Origin of the sequence: Brumicola blandensis (genome assembly GCF_031846165.1) — a bacterium.
In the GTDB taxonomy this organism is placed as follows: Bacteria; Pseudomonadota; Gammaproteobacteria; order Enterobacterales; family Alteromonadaceae; genus Glaciecola; species Glaciecola blandensis.
The window spans coordinates 815,244-837,539 of sequence record NZ_JAVRIE010000001.1; the positions used below are offsets into that span (position 1 = coordinate 815,244).

The window sequence follows — 22,296 nt, forward strand, 5'->3', positions numbered from 1 at the left end:
GCCTATATTGGCTCTTTTTTTATGCCTACAACGCTGTTTTACATAGGATATAGAGTAGTTTGTGATACCATTTATCACATCTTCAAAATGTTCTCCCGAATTACCCTAGGCAGTCCAATATCGTGTCAAACAAAGTTACTAAAGCACTCTTTCTAAAAGAAATGAAAGTTCTTCTCACCTTGGCATGGCCACTGCTTATTGCCCAAGTTACCCAAACTCTCATGGGCGTTTCAGACACTATTATGGCCGGCCGTTATAGCTACACAGATATGGCTGCAGTTGCCATTGGTTTCAGTATTACGATGCCAATTTTGATGTTTATTCAAGGTATTACACTGGCACTTTCTCCCATTATTTCTCGTTTACAAGGAAGCAACCAAACCGACAAAGTCGCGAGTGCCTTGCATCAGTCTATTTGCTTATCGCTAATAATCAGTCTTATCTGTGTATGCTTAATCCCTCTAGTTGATGATTTTTTTGCTTTAATGGAAATGGAGCAAGCACTCAGAACTATCACCATCGAATATACAATATTCATACTTTTATCAGCCCCTGGTTTTGCGCTTTATCAAAGCTTGAGGAACTGTTGTGAAGGCCTATCTAGTACCCGACCAACCATGGTTATCATGTTTGCAGGCCTACTGGTAAATATCCCTGCAAACTATATTCTGATAAACGGTTTATTCGGGCTACCTGAGCTTGGTGGTGTTGGTTGTGGTATCGCAACGATGATCGTCATATATGTCATGGCGTTAAGCACTCTCATTTATACCTTAAGTGCTCGGAAGCTGAAAGATTACAATTTATTCTCTCAATTTCATCGCCCTCGACTGGCTTTGCAATTGAACCAACTAAAGATTGGCTTACCGATCGCGTTCACTATCGTGTTCGAAGTAACCTTATTCGGTGTGGTCGCCCTGTTGCTCGCGCGATTTGGTGCTTCTGTCGTTGCAGCCCATCAAATAGCCTTAAATTTTTCATCATTGATGTTTATGCTACCAATGAGCATAGGTATTGCTGTGGCAATTAGAATCGGATACTCAATCGGTAAAGAAGATGCGCTTAACGCAAAAATAGCGGTCTATTGTGGGCTATTCTGTTCGATAGTAATTGCACTTTTCACAGCCACAATGACAGTGATATTGAGCACTCAAATAGCAAGTTTGTATACTGAAAACCAAGAGGTCATTTATCTTGCTTCTAGTCTCTTGTTCTTTGCCGCCCTGTTCCAGTTTAGTGATGGCATTCAAGTAGTCTCAGCCAATGCCTTAAGAGGCTACAAAGACACCCTTGCTATGTTCCTCATTAGTTTCGTCTCTTATTGGCTAATTGGTTTAACGGTTGGTGTTGTATTAGGTTTAACAGACTGGATATTCCCCGTCATGAAAGCGCAAGGGTTTTGGATAGGTTTTATTTCGGGATTAAGCTGTGCAGCGGTATTGATGTTTTGGCGAGTGAAAGTGATACAAAAACGCGTTGCTGCTGATGTATCGGCTTTCGCTTAGACTAAAATGGTGGCAGCTCAAGCTTTTAAAATAAGGGGCTTAGTTGACGTTTTAGATTTAGTCTGCAGCCTGATACGTTTTACTTGACCCCGCTAATGCCCGATTCATTTCCTGCATCTCTGAATCGCTTAAATGGCGATAAGTGCCTGGCTTAATGCCAGCTAAATCAATATGCATAATACGTTTGCGAGTTAAACGCGTCACGTCATAACCAAGGTATTCACACATTCTGCGGATTTGCCTATTCAAGCCTTGAGTGAGAATAATATCAAAACCAAACTTCCCCGCTCTCTTTATTTTACATGGCTTGGTAACCGTATCGAGAATGGGAACACCCTTGGCCATACTGTGTAAGAAACTATCACTAACAGGTCTGTTAACAATCACGCGGTAGTGCTTTTCATGAGCGTTTTCAGCTCGCAGTATTTTATTCACTATGTCACCATCGCTGGTCAATAAAATGAGTCCTTCCGATGGCTTATCTAAACGTCCTATTGGAAAGATGCGTTGTTTGTAGCCAATAGCATCGATGATGTTCCCTTTTACCTTTCGCTCTGTGGTACACGTTATCCCAACGGGTTTGTTGTAAGCAATGTACACTCTATCTGTTTTGTCTTCTGCAACAGGCTTGATCTCTTTGCCATGCACTGTCACTTGGTCGCCGTCACCAATTTTTGTACCGAGTTCTGGCACCTTACCATTCACCATGACAACACCCTTATCTATCAGGGCATCGGCCTCTCTGCGCGAGCAGTAGCCTGAGTCACTGATATATTTATTTAGGCGTTTTAACATAGCTTCTCCAGAATATGTAACTGCAATAGCCACTAACTCTTTTTCAACAATGCCTTAATCGACTCTGTCAAACCGTCTACGGTTAGCGGATACATTTTTTGCTTCATAATATCTAACATAATCTGCAACGACGCATGATAATGCCAGTACTCTTTTGGTTGTGGATTTAACCAAACAGCATGTTCAAAATGATTGAGTAATCGTTCCATCCAAACTGCGCCGGGCTCTTCATTCCAATGCTCTACGCTACCACCTGGGTAGGTAATTTCGTAAGGCCCCATTGTAGCATCACCGACAAATATCGCCTTATAATCTGGCCCATATTTATGAATAATTTGATATACATCGATGGTTTGTTGACCACGACGCTGATTATCTTTCCAAACCCCCTCATATATACAGTTATGAAAATAGAAAAACTCAATGTGTTTAAATTCTGTGTGCACCGCAGAAAACAATTCTTCGCATTGCTTGATGTGTGCATCCATCGACCCACCGACGTCGAAAAACAAAAGTAACTTGATAGCATTATGGCGTTCAGGTGCCATTTTTAGATCCAGATACCCTGCATTTTTTGCAGTAGAACTAATCGTGTCATTTACATCCAACTCTTCACTAGCACCGGTTCTAGCGAACTTTCGCAAGCGCCTTAAGGCAACTTTAATGTTGCGAGTCCCAATTTCTACATCGCTTGATAGATTTTTAAACTGCCGTTTATCCCACACTTTCACAGCAGAGAAGTTGCGATTCTTATCCTGACCAATTCTGACACCTTCGGGGTTATAACCATTTGCACCAAACGGTGAAGTGCCTCCCGTGCCAATCCATTTATTGCCACCCTGATGACGTTTTTCTTGTTCTTTGAGACGTTCCTGAAGCGTTTCCATGAGTTTGTCTAGGCCACCCATTGCTTCAATTTTCTTTTTTTCTTCGTCACTCAGATACTTTTCCATCTCTGAGCGCAACCAATCTTCAGGGATCTCCTTATCAAACAAGTTTATCGATTGAACCCCTTTAAAGTAGTCAGCAAAAGCACGGTCAAATTTATCATACTGATTTTCATCTTTGACCATCACCGCGCGAGACAAGTAATAAAACTCCTCAGCATCAGCAAAGACCACCTCCTTATCCAAGCAGGCGATAAGATCTAACCATTCTGTGATGCTGGTTTTTAGCTTGTATTCTCTTAATTTAAAGAAAAAATCGATTAACATTATCTTCTAGCCATAAACATCAATTTTTCGAATAAATGTATATCTTGTTCATTTTTAAGCAACGCGCCATATAACGGCGGCAAAGCGTTTTTCGCATCGTTATCCTGCAACACATCCGCGGGAATATCATCGGCTACTAATAGCTTCAGCCAATCAATCAGCTCAGAGGTTGACGGCTTCTTTTTAATGCCGTTCACGTCACGAATTTGAAAGAACGAACTTAAGGCTTTGTCCAAGAGGTCCTTTTTAATATTAGGGAAATGAACATCTACAATCTGACGCATTTCTTCAGCTTCAGGAAATTGGATATAGTGGAAAAAGCAGCGTCGTAGAAACGCATCTGGCAATTCTTTTTCATTGTTCGACGTAATAATGACAATTGGACGCTGCTTGGCAACTACACGCTCTTGCGTTTCGTATACAAAAAATTCCATCTTATCTAATTCAAGTAATAGGTCATTTGGAAATTCTATGTCCGCTTTGTCTATTTCATCGATCAATAAAACAGGACGTTTACCCGCGGTGAAGGCTTGCCAAAGCTTGCCCTTAACGATGTAATTACTGATATCGTGTACACGATCGTCACCTAGTTGAGAGTCTCGAAGACGCGATACTGCATCATACTCATACAAGCCTTGTTGCGCTTTTGTTGTCGATTTTATATGCCATTGCAGTAAATCGGTATCTAAGGCACTGGCTAACTCCTCTGCTAACATCGTTTTCCCAGTCCCTGGTTCACCTTTTATTAGTAGAGGTTTCTCCAAAGTGATCGCGGCGTTAACCGCAAGTTGTAGCTCTTTACTAGCAATGTAGTTTTTAGTTCCCGTAAAACCCATGAGGATCCTCAATTCAAATTGTGTGAAAAATGTAAAAACAAAATATCTTATAGCAAAAAAAAACTTTGTTTTTTCAAAATTGTGCATACTCTTATAACTGTAAAAGTTTTACGACGAACAGAACAGTAAAGATTAATAATAGCGATGGGTAAATCTTGGTGATAGTAGCATGCATAACACCTTGTATGCTTACAGTATCTCACCAACATCATCCACTCATGCTGTATAAGGAAAAGAAATGAAAGCATTTGATGATAATTCACTCGCCATTGGTCGTACACCACTGGTTAAATTAAACCGAGTGACCGGTGGCAATGTCTACGCGAAAATCGAATCAAGAAATCCTAGCTTCAGCGTAAAGTGCCGTATCGGCGCAAACATGATCTGGGATGCAGAGAAAAAAGGTTTACTAACTGAAGGTAAAGAGCTTATTGAAGCAACCAGTGGTAATACGGGTATTGCTTTGGCATTTGTGGCTGCATCGCGTGGATACAAAATCACTTTGACAATGCCAAGCAGCATGAGCTTAGAGCGACGCAAACTACTTAAGGCCCTTGGTGCTAAATTGATACTGACAGAAGCACCCAAAGGCATGAAAGGTGCTGTTGCCAAAGTGCAAGAGTTAATGGATGCTGAACCAGGACGTTACGTTCCTCTAAATCAATTCGATAATCCAGCTAACCCTGAAATTCATGAGAAAACAACAGGTCCTGAAATTTGGGATGATACCGAAGGCACAGTTGATGCTTTCGTTGCTGGTGTGGGTACAGGCGGCACGATCACTGGTGTGAGTCGTTATCTCAAAACAACAAAGGGCAAGGCGATTACCACTGTCGCAGTTGAACCAACTGACAGCCCGGTAATTACGCAAGCAAAAGCGGGGCAAGAATTAACGCCGGGTCCTCATAAGATACAAGGGATTGGCGCAGGATTTATTCCTGGCAACTTAGATATCGATCTGGTAGACGAAGTAGAGCAAGTATCCAATGATGACTGCATGGAAATGGTACAGAAACTAATGAAAGAAGAAGGTATCTTAGCCGGTATTTCTTCAGGTGCTGCAGTTGTCGCGGCGAAGCGCTTTGCAGAACGTCCAGAAAATAAGGACAAAATTGTCGTTGTCCTGTTAGCGAGTGGAACAGAACGTTACTTAAGTAGCCCATTGTTCGCTGGTCAGTTTTCAGAACTAGAAGAAGTACAATAAATCTGGCACTCACTGCCAAACTTAAATTAACTTCAAATAGTCGAAAAGTATGCTATTGAGTATAAAATATGTTATTTAATAAAGGGGCTCTAAAGCCCCTTTATTTTTTGCCGTTATAACTGTGTAATATTCAAAAGAAGATAACGTTTATATGAAAAGTGTTTTAAGAGTAGTCTTTATATGCATCATCGCCATCTCGATTAGCGCATGCAGTAAACCAGCAAAAGAAATCAAAGCTGGCCGTTACGGTATGATGAGTGATGAAACGCCGCAATATGCAGCACTCGTTTTCATTATGGCTATATATGAAGAAAAGACCTTAGATGAAGCAGTTAAAATATCTACCGACAAATTTGCGCGTCTACTACGCTCTTACCATACAAATAGCGGTGTTCAGCGCCACGTACTTAATCTACGCTTGTCAGAAATGACTGTTGAGCCAGTTTCAGGCGGTTTTCAAGGCATTACGGATTTCAAAAAAGAAGCCACTGTTGATGTGAAGATTAGCGGCTCCTACAACAACAAACGTATTATCGAGCTTAAAACTGTCTATATGGTTAGAGAAAGTGGCGATTGGAAGATTTCTGGCGTGGAAGATACGATTTAGTATCTTCCCCACGGGACCCACTTCCCTAGTAGTTCGCTCTACCGCCCTACAGCCACACCTTCGCGGCGAGGATCAGCACCTCCAACTAGCTTTCCATCGATTATATGAATACCATGCAGACCACTATTCAGGTCCAAAATACGCACATTGTGACCTTTTTCCTTCAGTGACTCTTCTAGCTCAACTAAATTGGTGCCCTTCTCCAATGCTGTATAATCGTTACGATTCGTGATCCTCGGCGAGGATATCGCAGTTTGGATATCCATATCGAAATCCACTACGTTGATAATAGTTTGTGCGACATAGTTAATAATACGACTACCACCAGGTGAACCAATAATGAGTTCGAGCTTTCCATCTTCGTCGAATACCATCGTTGGGGACATCGAACTGCGTGGACGTTTATTGGGTTCAACTCGATTAAGCGCTTGCCTACCGTCTTTTGATGGTGCAAGAGAAAAATCGGTTAGTTGATTATTTAGTAGAAACCCTTCTACCATAATGCCTGAACCGAACATGAACTCTATGCTGGTTGTCATCGATACCGCGTTTCCTTTTTTATCGACAATTGAAAAGTGACTGGTACTTGGTAATTCTGCCGTATGGTCTTTTCCTATTTGGGCATTCATATAAGGTTTACCCGGTTCAGCTTTAGAAAACGGAAGTTTTAGATCGACACCTTCTGCTCGTTGATTCAAATACGCGCTGTTAATAAGTGAAACCGCGGGTAAGTTAGTAAAATCTGTGTCTGCGATATATTGATTTCTATCAGCGAAGGCAAGTGCACTAGACTGCGAGAATAGATGGGCAAATTCAGTACTTTGCGCCCCAAACTTTTCTAATTCATACTTTTCAAGCGCTTTAAGTATCTGATACACCGTAATACCGCCAGAACTTGGCGGTGCCATGCCACAGATTTTTTTATTGCGATATGTTCCGCAAATCGGCTCACGCTTTTTCGCTTCATAGTTACCCAAATCAGTTGCTGTCATAAAACCTGGGTTAATCGTCGCAACTCTAGTTGCTTCGGCAATTTTTTCTGCTAACTCACCTGAATAAAAGTAGTCGACACCATTCCCTGCTATTTGCAGCAAGGTATTCGCTAATAAGGTGTTCTTTTTATTCTTGCCTGCGGTAATAATATTGCCGTTAGGCTTAAAGTAATTTTGAGTGGTAACAAAGTTGTTCAACCCTGGGTGAATATCTAAGGATAGAAGCCTTTCAAGGCGAGGCGATACAGTGAATCCTTGACGAGCTGTTGTGATGGCATCATCAAACAATACACGCCACTCTAGCTCACCAAATTCTTTGTGGGCCATATCCAGTGCTTTTAAAACGCCAGGCACACCAACCGCTTTACCACCAACCACAGCATCTAACCAACGCATAGGTTTGCCTTCATCTATGAAAATATAGGGGCTAGCTTGCTGAGGTGCCGTTTCTCGACCATCGAATGTATGAAGTTTTTTGTTTTCATTATCCCAATAGAGAATAAAAGCGCCACCGCCAATACCAGACGATTGTGGCTCAACTAAGGTCAACATAGCTTGCACAGCGATTGCTGCGTCGATCGCATTGCCGCCCTTTTCTAAAATATTCTTTCCGGCCCAGGAAGCATACGGATTGGCGGCCACTACCATATATTCTTGACTTTCAAAAGCCGCTTTTTGGGCTTTGCCCGTATCCGCTTCAGGCTCTCTGTCTTCTCTCACTTGAGCTGAGGCTATAAACGAAATAAAGAAAAAAGATGTTACTAAAATGAGGGGTTTACGCATTAAACAGGCCTATTTGTAAATGTCAGTATTGATTGGTCGCTTTTCTAAAAACGCGGCGAATGCTTCTTTTGCAGGAGCGCTTACCATCGCTTCAGCGAAGACTTTTAACTCGGTTTCTATGTGTTGCGTAATCGCCACTTCTTGATTTCTCAATAACGCTTTGGTTTGTTGCATCGCGTGACTTGGCAGAGAAACTAACTTTGAGAGCACGCGTTCGACGTGAGCATCGATATCATCAGAAGGTACACATTCTGTGATGATACCACATTTGAGTGCTTTTTCAGCGCCAAAAGCCTCCCCTAACATAAGAAGCTCTGCTGCTGCTAGGTTCCCTGATATGCGTGGCAAGATATAAGAGGACGCATATTCAGGCACCAAACCAAGGTTGATAAATGGCATAGCAAACTTCGCACTTTCATCGCAATACACAAAATCGCAATGTAATAATAAAGTGGTGCCAATGCCAATTGCCATTCCTTGCACCTGAGCAACAACAGGTACCTGACAACGCAGCAATGCCAGCATGAAGCGATGAGAAACAGTTACATCCTCTGGTTTTGCATTAGATGCAAAGTCCGAAATATCATTACCCGCGGTAAAGCAATTAGTCGCACCTTTTATCAGTACTGCTTTATCATTATTATCTGTAACAGATTCAAGCGCACTTGCCATATCCCGATACATGTCTGGAACGAGCGCATTCTTCTTCTCTGGTCGATGAATTTGAATGACGAGTATTCTATTTTGTCTTGATATTTTGATCATAAGGCATCCTAAAATCGTGACTGTTTAATTTACCAGAAATAATCCTTATTTTGTTGTTTTGTAATGATAAGCTATCATTCATCTCATCAATATGTGTTTACAAAATAGACCTATCACCAGTGAAAATGACCTTCCCTGTTCAGCCTAATCAATATCTTGGCCCCTTGTTACTCGCGGCACTCAGTATCCTCGCTTTTTTATGTGAACCCTACTCATCGGCGCACCTTGCACTAGAAAGCACTTGGTGGGAGCAAGGCAACTATTATCAAGCAATCAGCGGTCATTTCTTGCATACTAACTACGTTCATTTAGCGTTTAATTTACTTGGTGTATTCTTACTATGGATGTTACATGGTGATGATTACGACGCATATTATTACCTTATCAAGTTCCTATTAACGTGTGTCGGAATATCCATTTTAATCTTGTTATTTTCGCCAGAAATTAGCTGGTATGTTGGACTATCAGGTGCCATTCACGGCGTATTTGCATGGGGCTGTATTAAAGACATCAGTAAAGGTTTGATCAGTGGCTGGCTCTTAGTCATCGGTTTGGTCATTAAGGTAGGTAATGAACAAATCAATGGCGCTGGTAGTTTGATGCCCGATTTAATAGAAGCTAACGTTGCTATCGATAGTCACTTATATGGGGCCGGAATTGGCATTGTTATCGGTGTTATGACCTACCTTGTTGCTATCTATCGCCAATCAAAAAAATAAGACCCTGACATTACATTGCAATAACAGGGTCCTTCTTCTTTGGTTTAAGCTCTAGGAAGCAAGAGCTTGGCTGGCTTTATAAATGCTCTTCGAATAATTTAAATATTCGACGGTATTCATCTAACCAAGAGCTTGGTTGAACAAAACCATGAGGTTCCACTGGGTAAATCGCGGTTTCAAAATCTTCCTTTTCTTTCTCAATTAAGATTTGTACCAGCCTAACGACATCTACAAAAAATACATTGTTGTCTACCATTGGTGCATTTATCAGCAGTGGCTTAGTTAAGCCATCAGCAAAGTAGATCGGTGAGCTACGTTCGTATGCAATCGGATCAACATCAGGTCTATTGAGAATATTTGAGGTATAAGGGTCATTGTAATGAGCCCAGTCTGACACTGGTCGCAAGGCAGCACCCGCTTGGAATAAATCAGGTTCTGTAAATAGCGCCATAAAGGTCATGAATCCACCATAAGACCCGCCATAAGTGCCTATCCGTGAACGATCAACATTCGCATTTTCAACCAACCAATCAACACCATCTTTTAAATCTTGAGTTTCTGGCGTCCCCATTTGACGATAAATAGCGGTTCGCCAATCTCTACCGTAACCTGCTGATGCTCTGTAATCCATATCTAGGACAACATAACCTTGAGATACAAGGAAGCTGTGGAACATAAACTCTCGAAAGTACCCAGACCACCCAAGGTGTGAATTTTGTAAGTAACCCGCACCGTGGTTAAACACAACCGCTCGACTTTTATCGTCTTGTGGGCCCTGCGGTGCATATACTCTGGAGTATATCGGCTGGTCACTATGTGATGATGGTACAGCGACAATAGATGGTGAGGTCCAAGAGATACTTCTAAATGCTTCGCTGACTGTGCTAGTTAGCTTCACCGGTTCAGCCGAGGCTTTAATATCCATAGCGTATAGTTCAGGTGGCGATACTAATTTTGAATGAGTAAGCAATAGTTTGTTTTCATTTGGTGACAACACATAGTCTGTCATGCCATTCAAATCAGTCAATTGCTCAATTGAATCAGTGCCTTGAGCATCTGCACCTACTCGATATATTTCATAAATTCCTGGATGCTTTTTGTTTGCTTTAAAGTAAAAGTACTTATCATCCTTCGTTAAGGTAACGTTATCTACAACGAAGTTGCCTTGGGTCAAGGCTCTGAGGTTCCCCTCTAAAGGTTTGGCATAAAGCTGTGAGTAACCAGATTCTTCTGACAAAAGATACAACGTTTCTTGATTATCAAACCAACCAAACTCATTAAATCGATAGTTTACCCAAGCTTCATCGTGCATTCTATGCTGTGTGACTAGCGTTTTTTCATCCACATCTACCGTTGTTATCCAGCGGTCTTTGTTATCCCATGCCTCTAACATGATAGCCACTTTATCACTGTCATCATGCCATTTCACAGGAGGCTCAGTTGCATACCAATCAAACAACAGACCTATATCTCTAGGTAAACGGTTTTCTTGATACTCTTCTCCCTTTGCTATTGCATTTTCTCGCTTTACCTCGGCTAACACGTCTTCGTTATAGCCAGGTAGCGCTTTATAATCGAGTAATGTTTTATCGCCTGAACTTAAATCGATGAGCCAAACATCGTGGACAATCGGTTTTGCATCGGCCACTCGTTGCCTAACGTTTTGCGCTTTTATTCGACCATTCTCTTCAATGTAATCTGGCATGATATCGCTATCTGAACGTTGCGCTTTATTTTCAGTCGTGACCACAACTGCCCATTTACCATTCGGTGCTAAGCTTGCCAGTACAGTGCGATGTGCAGGATCAAAGTAATATGAAGATGCCATAATAGTATTATTCGTGGCTTTTAAAGCAGCATCATTATCAGCTCTAAGTTGTCGATTTCTTCTTTGCAATTGAACGTAATCGATTAGCTTTATTTGCTCTTGTGCAATGTAATCTTCTGGAGCCTCTACAGCTTTTTGCTCTTTTGCAAAATGCCAACTGAGCACTTGCTCCTGCAGTCCACTATTTACCTCTACTGAGTAAAAACTGTTCCCTCTTTGAAAAGAAAGAGCGTTGTCATTTAGGAACTGCAGGTTTCTTGCACCGTCGGTACTGAGCGTCAGTTGCTTAATTACGCTTGTATTAATGTCTTGAACAAAAATATTACCTTCAAATATCCAAGCAACAAAAGGAAAATCCTCATCTTGAATAAATTCATCGTACTCATATTGGTGAATAGTTGACAAATCTGCCTTTTGACCATTTCCAACGCTTCCATCGTCAATTAGCCAAAGGTCGCGGATAGGGTTTCCCTCTTGCTTCCGGTAATAGCCCAACGTCTTACCGTCAGATGACCAAAAAGCATTTTCAGGTTCTCGGCCTAACCAGTCTGGATCAGACATGATTTGCTTCAACGTTAATTCAACTTGTTGTTGTCCATCAGCTATAACTGCCGCCTGAGACATTGTTTTTGTTGGATATTCATTTGTCTGTAATGCTGGTGCAGATTGCGTTGTTGATGTAGTAGAACAGGCACTTAGTAAAGCTATACCTACACTCGAATAAAGTATTTTTGAATATTTTGTCATTATTAGTGTTCTTTAAAGGTGGTTATCACGTTATATTTAACTTGAGCTTAACATCTTACTGCAAATTACGTAGAGGCTGAACCTGATTGGCAACAATTCAGGTAACATTTCTTTACAGCGGTTAAATTTCAAGCGCTAAGTGCCCTTGATAAAAGCAATCTAGTCATCTTGAATAACATTAAAGGAACGTTCAAATGAAAAAAGCGATAACACTCATTTTTGCCCTAGCATTTAGTCAGGTTGCAATGTCAGCTGAGCAATGCCCAGACATACTGAAACACGCAAAACGCAAATTAAATTCACAAGAAGTTGTCAACATGTGTGATGCGTATAAAGGCAAAACTATTCTTTTCGTTAATACCGCGAGCAAATGTGGCCATACCCCGCAATTTGAAGGTTTAGAGGCGCTATACAACGAATACAAGGATGAGGGTTTTGTAGTATTGGGCTTTCCTTCGAACGATTTTAATCAAGAATTCAGCGATGAGAAAGAGACCGCAGCTCTATGCGAACTAACGTATGGTGTCAATTTTCCTATGTTCGAAACAATGTCTGTACGCGGCGATGATGCGGATCCACTTTACGCGAAATTAGCTGAGAAAGCAGGCACAGCACCAAAGTGGAATTTCTACAAGTATTTGGTAGACAAAAATGGAGAGGTGAAAGATTCGTATGGCTCATTCACTAAACCTGATGACGAAAAGCTAGTAGGTGATATCAAAGCTGCATTAGCTATGTAATTCTGCGGGCTTAAATATAACAAACATAAAAAAGCCCCGCTATTATGGCGGGGCTAAAACACACTCAACTAGGAACACACTTTTAACTTAAACGTCAGTTTACGACTACAAGCTTTGACTACAAGCTTTGCTACGTTTCAGCTATCAGTAATTAATTAGTCTTCCAAATTTTTAATTAGTTCAGATATTTTTTCATTAAATAGTGAAAAACTTTGAGATACAGACTCTTCACCCATTGCTAAACCTTCAGCATAAGCAAACTCAATATTATCCATGCCCAAAAATGCGAGAAAGTTACGCAAGTATGCGCTTTGTGTGTCCATGGCAGTCCCCTCATATTTGCCGCCGCGAGCAGCTAACACAAATACTTTTTTGTCTTTCATCAAACCAACAGGACCATTTTCAGTGTAAGAGAACGTAATGCCCGCTCTGGCGATACGATCAAAAAACGCTTTTAGCACTGATGGACTATCAAAGTTGTACATAGGCACGCCCATCACAATGTAATCAGCTTCTCTTATTAGATTTATGTAACGTTCTGAGTAACTAGCCAGTTCGATTTGTTGTGGCGTACGCTCTGCTTCTGCCGTCTGCCACGCTGCCATTTCATTAGCAGTTAAATGCGGCAAGTTTTCAGCGTTCAAATCTAGGTGTGTGACATCAATGGATGTCACCTGTGCAAGTGAATCAACAAACGACGCACTTAGTTTTGATGAGTTTCCTTCTGAGCCTTGTAGGCTAGAGTTAATAACGAGCAATTTCTTCATTTTTGTTTACCAATCTTCTAAGATAAACAAATTATATACCCATATAAACGAATTAAAATCGCGTTAAATAGGAGCTTAACTCCTATTTTATCGAACAGTTTTTTCAAATGCCTGGTCAAAATCGGCAAGAATATCGTCTAGCTCCTCTATACCGACAGATATACGAATTAAATTATCGCTGATCCCCATCTTCATTCTCTCGGCTTCGCCATTTTCGTAGAAAATAGTGGATGCTACGGGAAGTGCTAATGTTCGAGTATCTCCCAAATGAGTAGCACTGATCACTAACGATAAATGGTTAAGGAAAACATGTGGATCTATATCTGCATTGAGCTCCATTGATAATATGCCGCCGAAACCTCGATTGAACAATGCCTTAGCTCTTTCGTGCTGGGGATGATTTTCTAAACCAGGATAATGGACCGCATTAACCCCCCTATGAGAATCTAAATACTTCGCTAGACCTTGTGCATTTGCACATGTTTTACGCATTCTCATCGTCAGCGTTTCTAAGCCGACAGAGATTTGATGAGCTGACTGAGGTGCCAATGTCGCGCCCATGTCTCGAAGACCTTTCTTCTTAATCTGGGTTAATCCCCATTGTTTTTTATCACTCACTTTATATTTATCAGCGATATTGCGAAACTGAGTCCAATCATATAATCCACTATCCACTAACACTCCGCCCAACACATTCCCGTGACCACCTATGTACTTGGTCAACGACGTGAGTAATAGCGAAGCCCCTACAGCTTTTGCATCAAATAAGACATTTGGCGTCATGGTGTTATCAACTGCAAATAGAATGCTGCGGGCATCACAAAATTCACCAATGGCTTGGAGATCTGCAACTTGTGTCACCGGGTTTGCAATCGTTTCACAAAATACCAATTGGGTATTCTTTTTAATGTGTGACTTTAGGTCAGTAATATCTGTCACGTCCGCATAACTCACTTCAATACCAAAGTTTTCAATACTGTCCATAAAACTTCGCGTATTGCCGAACAAATACTGACTAACGACAACATGGTCACCCGCTTTTAGTAAAGATAAGAAACACGCACTAATTGCAGCCATGCCTGTGGCAAAAACCACTGCTCCAACGCCATCATCCAAAGCGTTCAGCATATTTTGAAGTGAAACGGCCGAAGAACTCGAACTACGAGAATACACATGCCCAGCTTGTTTACCTTGAAAGACATCAACCAAACCTTGCACATCTTCAAACTCGAAAAGCACACTGTTGTTCGTTGCTTCGTGCACAGCACCAAACTGTGGCTTGTTTAATAGTCGGTCGGCATGAACCAATTGGGTTTCAAAAGCTAATTTTTTCACTGATGGTGTTTCTCGTATTGACTTGTGACTCGGATAATAACATAGTTGTGCGCCTGTTCTAGGTAGCTCCCTTAGAACAAATTCACTTTTTTTATGCTAATTGCGGATTATCGCTAGGCGTTTATTTTCTATTTAATAGGTTCAGTTTTACGCATGTGTATTTTGTTTATTGCGGTTAATCAACACCCAAAATTCCCACTTATTATTGCTGCTAACCGCGATGAATTTCACCAAAGACCCACTACTAACTCTCGATACTGGGAAGACCGGCCTGCTATTCTAGCAGGAAAGGATGAGCTCGCGGGTGGCACATGGATGGGAATAAACCGAGACGGAAGCATTTCGGCCCTAACTAATATCAGAGCACCAGGTCGCGAAGTTGAAAGTGCGATAACGCGCGGTGAGTTAGTGATGAATTACCTGAACGGTAAAACTAAACAACGAAAAAAATACGCAGAAGTGCTCAGTGAATCAAGGCACAATTACAATGGTTATAATCTATTGTTCGGTGATCTGAATAAACTCTATGTTTATAATAATTTTGATGATTCTTTAGTGCCTTTAGAGGATGGTGTTTACGGGCTATCAAATGCATCACTCAACAGTCCTTGGCCCAAAATAGCCACGGGTAGAGATGCTCTCGCTCGCTATTGTCAGCATGCAAATGTTTTGGACACCGAGCACTTGTTTGAACTCCTAAAGAACAACGCGCCTGCTGATGATGCAGCTTTGCCTAAAACTGGGGTGCCTATCGAGTGGGAACGCAGACTGTCGTCTATTTTCATTCAAAGCGATGATTATGGAACACGTTCGTCAACTGTTTTACTCGTTGACCATGACAAACATGTTACATGGGAAGAAAGAACCTTCAACCCGCAGGCTGAACAAGAGTCTGTCCAGCATTTTGAGTTCGACATTAAGTCCTCATAAATGCCATAATAGCGAGACAAACGAAGCACAAACACCTTGTCATAATAAATACTCACAACAAGGTGTGAAATAAAACTAAAAAAACGCTTTGAATTAAACTGCCAACACAGAAAACACAACTAAGTAAATAACCAAATATTATTAAGGAACACTCGTGTTTGAAACTCTTCCCGCTCTCGCTCCAGATCCAATCTTGGGTCTATCCGCTGCATTTAAACAAGATACTAACCCTGCCAAGATTGACCTTGGTGTGGGCGTATACAAAGATGAAGATGGAAACACACCGATATTAAAAGCGGTAGCAAAGGCACAGGCTATTTTGCAGGAAACTGAAACATCAAAGGTCTATATCACGCCTCAAGGGGTTCAAGGGTTTATTGATGGCATGCTAGGTTTGATTTTAGGTAAAGCAAGCCCAGTGATATTAGAAAACCGCGTCGCGGCTGTTCAAGCACCTGGGGGTTGCGGCGCACTTCGGATTTTGGCCGAACTGCTTAAACGGTGTAACCCTGACACTAAAGTTTGGGTCAGTGACCCTACTTGGGCTAACCATATTCCGCTTATCGGAAATGCGGGGCTAGAGCTAGCTACTTACCCTTACTTTGATAAAAGCTCTGCTAGCATCAAATTCGATGAAATGATGGAATGTTTGGCCCAAGTTAAAAAAGGCGATGTGGTGCTGTTGCACGGCTGTTGTCATAACCCAACCGGGGCTGACCTGACAAATGAGCAATGGCGCGCTGTTGCTGAATTAGCTAATAAAGTTGGTTTTTTGCCTTTCATTGACGTAGCTTATCAAGGCTTTGGTGTTGGTTTAGAAGAAGATGCATACGGTATAAGACTGATGGTTGAGTCAGTGCCAGAGGTCATCATTGCAGCATCTTGCAGCAAGAATTTTGGTCTTTATCGTGAACGTGTCGGTCTTGCAGCACTCATTTGTAATGACTCCGCTACTCGCAACATTGTTCAGTCACAAATTCAGTATGTTGCTAGAGGCATCTACTCTATGCCTCCGTCTTACGGTGGTGCGCTAGTTGATATTATCCTTGCGAATGACGACTTAAACTCTCTATGGCAGGACGAAGTCACAGAAATGAGAGAGCGCATGATTCAATTGCGAGCACTATTAGTAGATAACTTAGCTAAACAAGGTGCGAGTAAAGATTTTGGTTTTATTAACCAGCAAAAAGGCATGTTTTCTTTCTTGTGTATTAAACCAGAACAAGTACAGAAGTTGCGCGCTGAGAGCAGTGTTTACTTTGTAGATTCTAGCCGAGTTAATATAGCCGGCATCAATACCAAAAATGTTGAGACTTTAGCCGCCGCGATTGCGGGAGTACTTTAGAAAGCCCCCCAATAAGTCGAGCATGAACACTTGCTGAAGCTTTGCTAAGAAAACAAAAAACGCAGTGTGTAGAAATACCACTGCGTTTTTTACTTTGAACTCGCGATAATTCGGTCCAATTGATTTGCAAAATTCATTTTGTCTTTTGGTGAAAACGCTTTGGGCCCACCAGTTCTCTCGCCACTAGCCCGTATAGTGTCCATAAAATCACGCATCGTTAAGGTTGCTTTGATAGTCGCATTATCATAAGCCTCACCGCGGAAATTGACGGCTTGCCCACCTTTCTCCAAGACCTCAGCGGCTAGCGGAATATCTCCGGTAATGACCAAGTCATTTGGCTCGCAACGCAATACAATCTCATCGTCTGCTACGTCGAAACCAGAGCTCACTCGTAACGAGGTGATATGCGCGTTTGGAGGTACTGGTATATGTTGGTTAGCCACAAACGTCAGTGGAATTGAAGTGCGTTGAGATGCTTTTACAAGCACCTCTCGTATAACGCCAGGACATGCATCTGCATCTACCCATATATGCATTAGGCTAACATTCCGCCGTCAACATTTATGCATGCACCGGTAGTGTAGCTTGAGGCATCAGACACTAAATATAGCACTGTACCAGCCATTTCATCAGGATCAGCGACACGACCCAGTGGGATGACTTTAAGCGCGTGTTTCAAAATAGAGTCATTAGTCGTCAACGCCGATGCAAACTTAGTATCAGTTAAACCAGGTAGCAACGCATTTACTCGAATATTTAACTTGCCACATTCCTTTGCAAATGACTTAGTCATACTGATCACAGCGGCTTTCGTAATTGAATAAATACCTTGCATATCACCAGGCGAGACACCGTTTACTGACGCCGTATTCAGAATGACGCCTGATCCCTGCTCTCTCATCAATTTACCCGCCTCGATTGACATGAAGAAGTATCCACGCACGTTTACATCGACGGTTTTCTGATATGCTCCCAGATCAGTATCTAGAATATGTCCAAAATACGGATTGGCAGCAGCATTATTCACTAGGATGTCGACTTTACCGAACTCTGATTTTACGAAATCAAATAGCGCCGTTATTTGCGCCATTTCACCTACATGACAAGCGAATGCAGTGGCTTTCCCACCATCATCTCGAATGCTTTGTGCAACTTCTTCGCAAGCTTCGATTTTACGACTCGAAACAAGCACGTGAGCCCCCTTTGCAGCCAATAAACGTGCGATTGACTCACCAATGCCTCTACTAGCCCCAGTAACGATGGCAATCTTGCCGCTTAGATCAAACAAATCTTTCATGTTAACTCCTTTCAAACTGAATTATATACTTTAGCGAGTTTACGCTTCTCTTGGCGCTAAAACACCTACTTTTTAAGCTAGCATTCCACCATCTAGCACCATGGTTTGTCCTGTCATAAAGCTACTTTCATCACTACACATCCAAGCCATTGCACCTGCAATTTCATCTGGCTTGCCTAGTCGCTTCATTGGGTTCGCTTTGACTAGTGCCTTACGTCCCCTTTCATCAAGTTTCGCCATTGTATTTTGTACCATAGGTGTGTCCACAAAACTTGGACAAACCGCATTAAAACGAATATTCGCTCTGGCATATTCAACAGCGGCAGATTTAGTTAGCCCCACGACACCATGTTTAGCAGCGGAATAGGCAGAAATCATTGGCGAAGAGCGCAAGCCTGCAACCGATGCTACATTAATGACATGTCCACCACCATTCGGAGCCATACACGCAATCGCAGCACGCATACAATGCCACACACCTTTAAGATTCACGGCTATGTTTCGATCAAAATCATCATCGCTTAACTCATGCATCGGCGCTGGATCGTGGTCAATACCCGCATTATTAATAACGACATCAATGCCACCCAGTTGTTGCATGGCAGCAGCAAACAGGTTTTTTACCGACTTCGCATCAGACACATCTACTGCGTGGGTCAATAGCGATGTGCCATGGTTTGACGCTTGTTTTTTAGTTTTTTCAGAGTTCTCTGCAGACAAGTCAGCAATCATGACTTTAGCACCTCTCTGTGCAAGCAATAATGCAAGCTCAGCGCCAATGCCTGATGCACCACCTGTGATTAGAATGCGTTTATTTTCTACGTTTGCTGCTGGATTCATTCTGCATCTCCTACTTTAAGGACTAACTTCCCGAAGTTTTCGCCTTTAAATAACATCATCAAGGTGTTCGGGAATGTTTCTATCCCTTCAATGATATGGTCTTTTACCTTCATCTCACCTGATTGAATCCACCCCGCAATATCTTTCATCGCACTTGGATATTCACTGACGTTATCGAAAACAACAATGCCTTCCATTCTTGCTCGGTTAACAAGTAAAGAGAGATAATTAGAAGGGCCTTTTACTGGGGTGGTATTATTATATTGACTTATAGCACCACAAATAACGATCCTTGCTTTCATGTTTATTTGAGTCAGAACATCGTCAAGAATGTCGCCACCGACATTGTCGAAGAATACATCCACGCCTTTTGGACAGGCCACTTTGAGTGCCTTTTTCACGTTTTCAGATTTATAATCAACTGCGGCATCAAAGCCAAGCTCATTAACAAGGAAATCGCACTTTTCTTTACCGCCAGCAATGCCAACTACGCGACAACCTTTGATTCTTGCTATTTGACCCACTAAACCACCAACAGCACCTGCAGCTCCGCTTACAACGACGGTTTCGCCTTCTTTGGGTTCTCCCGTTTTTAGCAAACCAAAATAACCTGTCATACCAGGCATACCCAGCACACCTAGATAGTAAGACAATGGTGCGAGATTAGCATCAACCTTGTGCAACATACTGCCATCAGATACTGCATACTCTTGCACTCCCTGATAGCCACACACAAAGTCACCTTCTTGGAATTTATCATGCTTACTGGATATCACTTTACCAACGGTACCTGCTCGCATAACGGCGCCAATTTGAACCGGCTCAATGTATGATTTTGCATCGTTTAACCAACCACGCATGGCAGGATCTAGTGAAACGTATAACACTTTTATTAATAACTGCCCTTCTTTAAGTTCAGGAAGGTCAGACTCAACCATTTTCCAAGTACTTTCATCAGGTGCGCCTATTGGGCGCTGTGCCAGTTGCCATTGTTTGTTTGTTATCGTCATCGTCTTCTCCTTAGAACCAGTCTGCTTGCATTGTTGAACAAACGTCGTTGTCTTGTTTTAATATTTTGATATCTCGTTCAATAGTGGGTAGTTCCCAGCTAACGAAATAGGCCGCAGCTTTTAATTTGCCTTCGTAAAAAGCAGTTTCTTGTTCTGTTACATTGTCACCAGCCAGCTTTTGCTCCGCCACATGTGATTGACGAAGCCATATCCAAGTCACTACGATTTGCGAGAAAACACTCATTAAAGCTTGCGCATTCGCCAACAAAGTCGCTTGCTTGTCGTTTTGCAATGTTCCTGCTACATGCGTCAGGATGTCATGAAGCTTTTGTAGATATGGCAGGAATTCTTTCACTAATTTCCCTGTTTTCGGTCCAGACATAGCGACCAAGTCTTTTTCTATTTCACGTTGCAAGATCTTGAGCCCAAGTCCATTTTTTTGCCACAACTTGCGGAACGACAAATCTAAAGCTTGTATTCCATTTGTCCCCTCATGAATTGGGTTTAGGCGATTATCACGCCAAAACTGCTCTGCGTAATATTCTCTGGTATACCCTGAGCCACCTAACACCTGAATTCCCAAATCATTCGCTTTCGGACCAAATTCTGAGGGCCAAGCTTTGAATACAGGCGTGAGTAAATCAAGAAGCTCTTGCAGTGATTCTTTTTCTTCTTTGTCTTCACACACATTAATGCGATCAATAAGGTGAGAACCGTATAAACAAAGCGCCATGCCGCCCTCTGTATAGGCTTTCTGCGCTAGAAGCATTCTTTTCACATCGCCATGCAATACGATAGGAGATGGCTTTGAGGGGTCGCTGTGCTCTGCGCTTCTGCCTTGAGTTCGCTCTTTGGCATAAGCTAAAGAATATTGATACCCGCGATAACCAATCATTGCTGCGCCAAAACCGACACCGATTCTCGCTTCATTCATCATCATAAACATGTAGCGCAAACCATGATGTTCCTCACCCACGAGATAACCATGACAATCATCATTTTCACCAAAGGTTAAGGCTGTTGAGGTTGTGCCACGATAGCCAAGCTTGTGTATAAGGCCCGCTAACTGAACATCATTTCGATTCAAAATCTCGCCTTTGTCATCCAAGCGGAACTTTGGTACGACAAACAATGAAATTCCCTTTACGCCAGCTGGACCACCAGGGATTTTTGCTAACACAAGGTGCACAATATTGCTCGACAGTTCGTGCTCGCCACCCGAGATATACAGTTTACTCCCTTTCAAGCGGTAGTTTCCGTCTTCATGCTTCGTCGCGGTTGTCGTGATGTCAGCTAGAGACGAACCAGCGTGCGGTTCGGTTAGCGCCATCGTACCGGTAAACTCACCGCTCAACATACGAGGCATAAAGGTTTCTTTTAATTCACTAGAGGCGAAATGGTTAATCACGTTGGCTGCTGCTGCAGTTAAGAATGGGTAAGCCGTAGACGAAGGATTTGCTGCCATAAAATAGGCAGATGCTGCTGTCATTAGCACCTCAGGCAGTTGCATCCCGCCATCTTCAAAGCTATAGCGTCCTGCAATAAAACCCGCCTCGCAAAATGCATCATAGGCCATTTTCACTTCAGGTATCATACTGACCTTTTGACCGTCGAAAGTAGGCTCATCTTTATCCGCGATATGGTTGTGCGGTAAAAACAGATCGGTCGCTATCTTTTCAGCTGTTCCTAACATCGCAGAAAAAGTATCTTTGCTATGCTCTTCAAACTTTTCAAACTGGCATAACTTGTCCGCTTCGAGCACATCATACAATTGAAATTGCATTTCTAAATCGGGTATGAGCTTCTCTGACATAAGGGTTCCTTTTTTAATAAACTGCTTGGCTGAAGTTTGGTCGATAATTGTCAATAGACATTCTGTCGATATTTTTAATCGATTTGGTATCAAGCCGTAACATACTAAACAATACACATGATACGTATAACACCATACAAGCGATTTCCTATGCCAATTAAACATATGAATAGACAAATACAAAGTTGCTGAATAACAGCAACTCATTTTTCATAAAGACGACT

At 42.0% G+C, this 22,296-nt stretch carries 20 protein-coding genes; 7 read left to right on the forward strand and 13 right to left on the reverse strand.

The features are described 5' to 3' along the window. The first annotated feature begins 161 nt into the window (after positions 1 to 161). Positions 162 to 1,505: an MATE family efflux transporter gene (locus RM544_RS03540; protein ID WP_311360718.1), complete on the forward strand. Its 1,344-nt coding sequence runs from the start codon at positions 162 to 164 to the stop codon at positions 1,503 to 1,505. Positions 1,506 to 1,562: 57 nt separating this feature from the next. Here RM544_RS03540 and RM544_RS03545 read toward each other — a convergent pair whose 3' ends face one another. The 3 genes from RM544_RS03545 to RM544_RS03555 are packed head-to-tail and all read right to left on the reverse strand — an operon-like array spanning position 1,563 to position 4,350. Then, the gene (locus tag RM544_RS03545) at positions 1,563 to 2,300 is read right to left on the reverse strand and encodes a pseudouridine synthase (protein ID WP_311360381.1); all 738 of its coding nucleotides are present in this window, start codon (positions 2,298 to 2,300) and stop codon (positions 1,563 to 1,565) included. 32 nt (positions 2,301 to 2,332) lie between these two features. After that, entirely contained in the window at positions 2,333 to 3,514 is a 1,182-nt protein-coding gene (locus RM544_RS03550) for a vWA domain-containing protein (RefSeq protein ID WP_311360382.1), read from the reverse strand. After that, positions 3,514 to 4,350, reverse strand: coding sequence for an AAA family ATPase (locus RM544_RS03555; protein ID WP_311360383.1), 837 nt, complete (start codon positions 4,348 to 4,350; stop codon positions 3,514 to 3,516). The genes RM544_RS03550 and RM544_RS03555 overlap by 1 nt, the downstream gene beginning before the upstream one ends. A 238-nt stretch (positions 4,351 to 4,588) precedes the next feature. On the opposite strand from RM544_RS03555, the gene cysK reads away from it, so the two are divergent. Then, complete coding sequence (cysK, locus tag RM544_RS03560) at positions 4,589 to 5,554, forward strand: cysteine synthase A (RefSeq protein ID WP_311360384.1); 966 nt, start codon at positions 4,589 to 4,591, stop codon at positions 5,552 to 5,554. A gap of 151 nt (positions 5,555 to 5,705) precedes the next feature. Then, entirely contained in the window at positions 5,706 to 6,161 is a 456-nt protein-coding gene (locus RM544_RS03565; RefSeq protein WP_311360385.1) for a hypothetical protein, read from the forward strand. A 38-nt stretch (positions 6,162 to 6,199) separates the two neighbouring features. Here RM544_RS03565 and ggt read toward each other — a convergent pair whose 3' ends face one another. Together ggt and RM544_RS03575 are read right to left on the reverse strand one after the other, a co-directional pair. Beyond that, positions 6,200 to 7,936 (reverse strand): gamma-glutamyltransferase, encoded by a 1,737-nt coding sequence (gene ggt, locus RM544_RS03570; RefSeq protein ID WP_311360386.1) that lies wholly within the window; start codon positions 7,934 to 7,936, stop codon positions 6,200 to 6,202. 9 nt (positions 7,937 to 7,945) lie between these two features. Then, positions 7,946 to 8,701, reverse strand: a complete 756-nt coding sequence (locus tag RM544_RS03575) for an enoyl-CoA hydratase-related protein (RefSeq protein ID WP_311360387.1) — start codon at positions 8,699 to 8,701, stop codon at positions 7,946 to 7,948. Positions 8,702 to 8,826: 125 nt separating this feature from the next. Between RM544_RS03575 and rrtA the strand changes: the two genes are divergently transcribed. After that, on the forward strand, positions 8,827 to 9,420 hold the full coding sequence (gene rrtA / locus RM544_RS03580; RefSeq protein WP_311360719.1) for a rhombosortase: 594 nt from the start codon (positions 8,827 to 8,829) through the stop codon (positions 9,418 to 9,420). Positions 9,421 to 9,496: 76 nt separating this feature from the next. Here the strand turns inward: rrtA and RM544_RS03585 are convergent, their stop codons facing one another. After that, the gene (locus RM544_RS03585; protein WP_311360388.1) at positions 9,497 to 11,995 is read right to left on the reverse strand and encodes a S9 family peptidase; all 2,499 of its coding nucleotides are present in this window, start codon (positions 11,993 to 11,995) and stop codon (positions 9,497 to 9,499) included. 194 nt (positions 11,996 to 12,189) lie between these two features. On the opposite strand from RM544_RS03585, the gene RM544_RS03590 reads away from it, so the two are divergent. After that, positions 12,190 to 12,735 carry a glutathione peroxidase gene (locus RM544_RS03590; RefSeq protein WP_311360389.1) on the forward strand — a complete coding sequence of 182 codons (546 nt, stop codon included), beginning with the start codon at positions 12,190 to 12,192 and terminating at the stop codon, positions 12,733 to 12,735. Positions 12,736 to 12,890: 155 nt separating this feature from the next. Here the strand turns inward: RM544_RS03590 and RM544_RS03595 are convergent, their stop codons facing one another. Beyond that, positions 12,891 to 13,502, reverse strand: a complete 612-nt coding sequence (locus tag RM544_RS03595) for an FMN-dependent NADH-azoreductase (protein ID WP_311360390.1) — start codon at positions 13,500 to 13,502, stop codon at positions 12,891 to 12,893. Positions 13,503 to 13,589: 87 nt separating this feature from the next. Then, a complete protein-coding gene (locus tag RM544_RS03600; RefSeq protein WP_311360391.1) occupies positions 13,590 to 14,837 on the reverse strand; it encodes a cystathionine gamma-synthase family protein in 1,248 nt (415 codons plus the stop codon). A gap of 153 nt (positions 14,838 to 14,990) precedes the next feature. Here RM544_RS03600 and RM544_RS03605 point away from each other — a divergent pair, with 153 nt between their 5' ends. Continuing rightward, complete coding sequence (locus tag RM544_RS03605; protein ID WP_311360392.1) at positions 14,991 to 15,767, forward strand: NRDE family protein; 777 nt, start codon at positions 14,991 to 14,993, stop codon at positions 15,765 to 15,767. Positions 15,768 to 15,921: 154 nt separating this feature from the next. Then, positions 15,922 to 17,112, forward strand: a complete 1,191-nt coding sequence (locus tag RM544_RS03610) for an amino acid aminotransferase (RefSeq protein ID WP_311360393.1) — start codon at positions 15,922 to 15,924, stop codon at positions 17,110 to 17,112. 89 nt (positions 17,113 to 17,201) lie between these two features. Here RM544_RS03610 and RM544_RS03615 read toward each other — a convergent pair whose 3' ends face one another. From RM544_RS03615 to RM544_RS03635, 5 genes are all read right to left on the reverse strand, one after another. After that, positions 17,202 to 17,648 carry a YaiI/YqxD family protein gene (locus tag RM544_RS03615; RefSeq protein WP_311360394.1) on the reverse strand — a complete coding sequence of 149 codons (447 nt, stop codon included), beginning with the start codon at positions 17,646 to 17,648 and terminating at the stop codon, positions 17,202 to 17,204. Next, positions 17,648 to 18,409 carry an SDR family oxidoreductase gene (locus RM544_RS03620; RefSeq protein ID WP_311360395.1) on the reverse strand — a complete coding sequence of 254 codons (762 nt, stop codon included), beginning with the start codon at positions 18,407 to 18,409 and terminating at the stop codon, positions 17,648 to 17,650. The genes RM544_RS03615 and RM544_RS03620 overlap by 1 nt, the downstream gene beginning before the upstream one ends. Before the next feature lie 72 nt (positions 18,410 to 18,481). Further along, a complete protein-coding gene (locus RM544_RS03625; RefSeq protein ID WP_311360396.1) occupies positions 18,482 to 19,249 on the reverse strand; it encodes an SDR family NAD(P)-dependent oxidoreductase in 768 nt (255 codons plus the stop codon). Continuing rightward, complete coding sequence (locus RM544_RS03630; RefSeq protein ID WP_311360720.1) at positions 19,246 to 20,253, reverse strand: NADP-dependent oxidoreductase; 1,008 nt, start codon at positions 20,251 to 20,253, stop codon at positions 19,246 to 19,248. Before RM544_RS03630 ends, RM544_RS03625 begins: the two co-directional genes overlap by 4 nt. A gap of 16 nt (positions 20,254 to 20,269) precedes the next feature. Continuing rightward, on the reverse strand, positions 20,270 to 22,072 hold the full coding sequence (locus RM544_RS03635; protein ID WP_311360397.1) for an acyl-CoA dehydrogenase: 1,803 nt from the start codon (positions 22,070 to 22,072) through the stop codon (positions 20,270 to 20,272). Positions 22,073 to 22,296 lie beyond the last annotated feature (224 nt).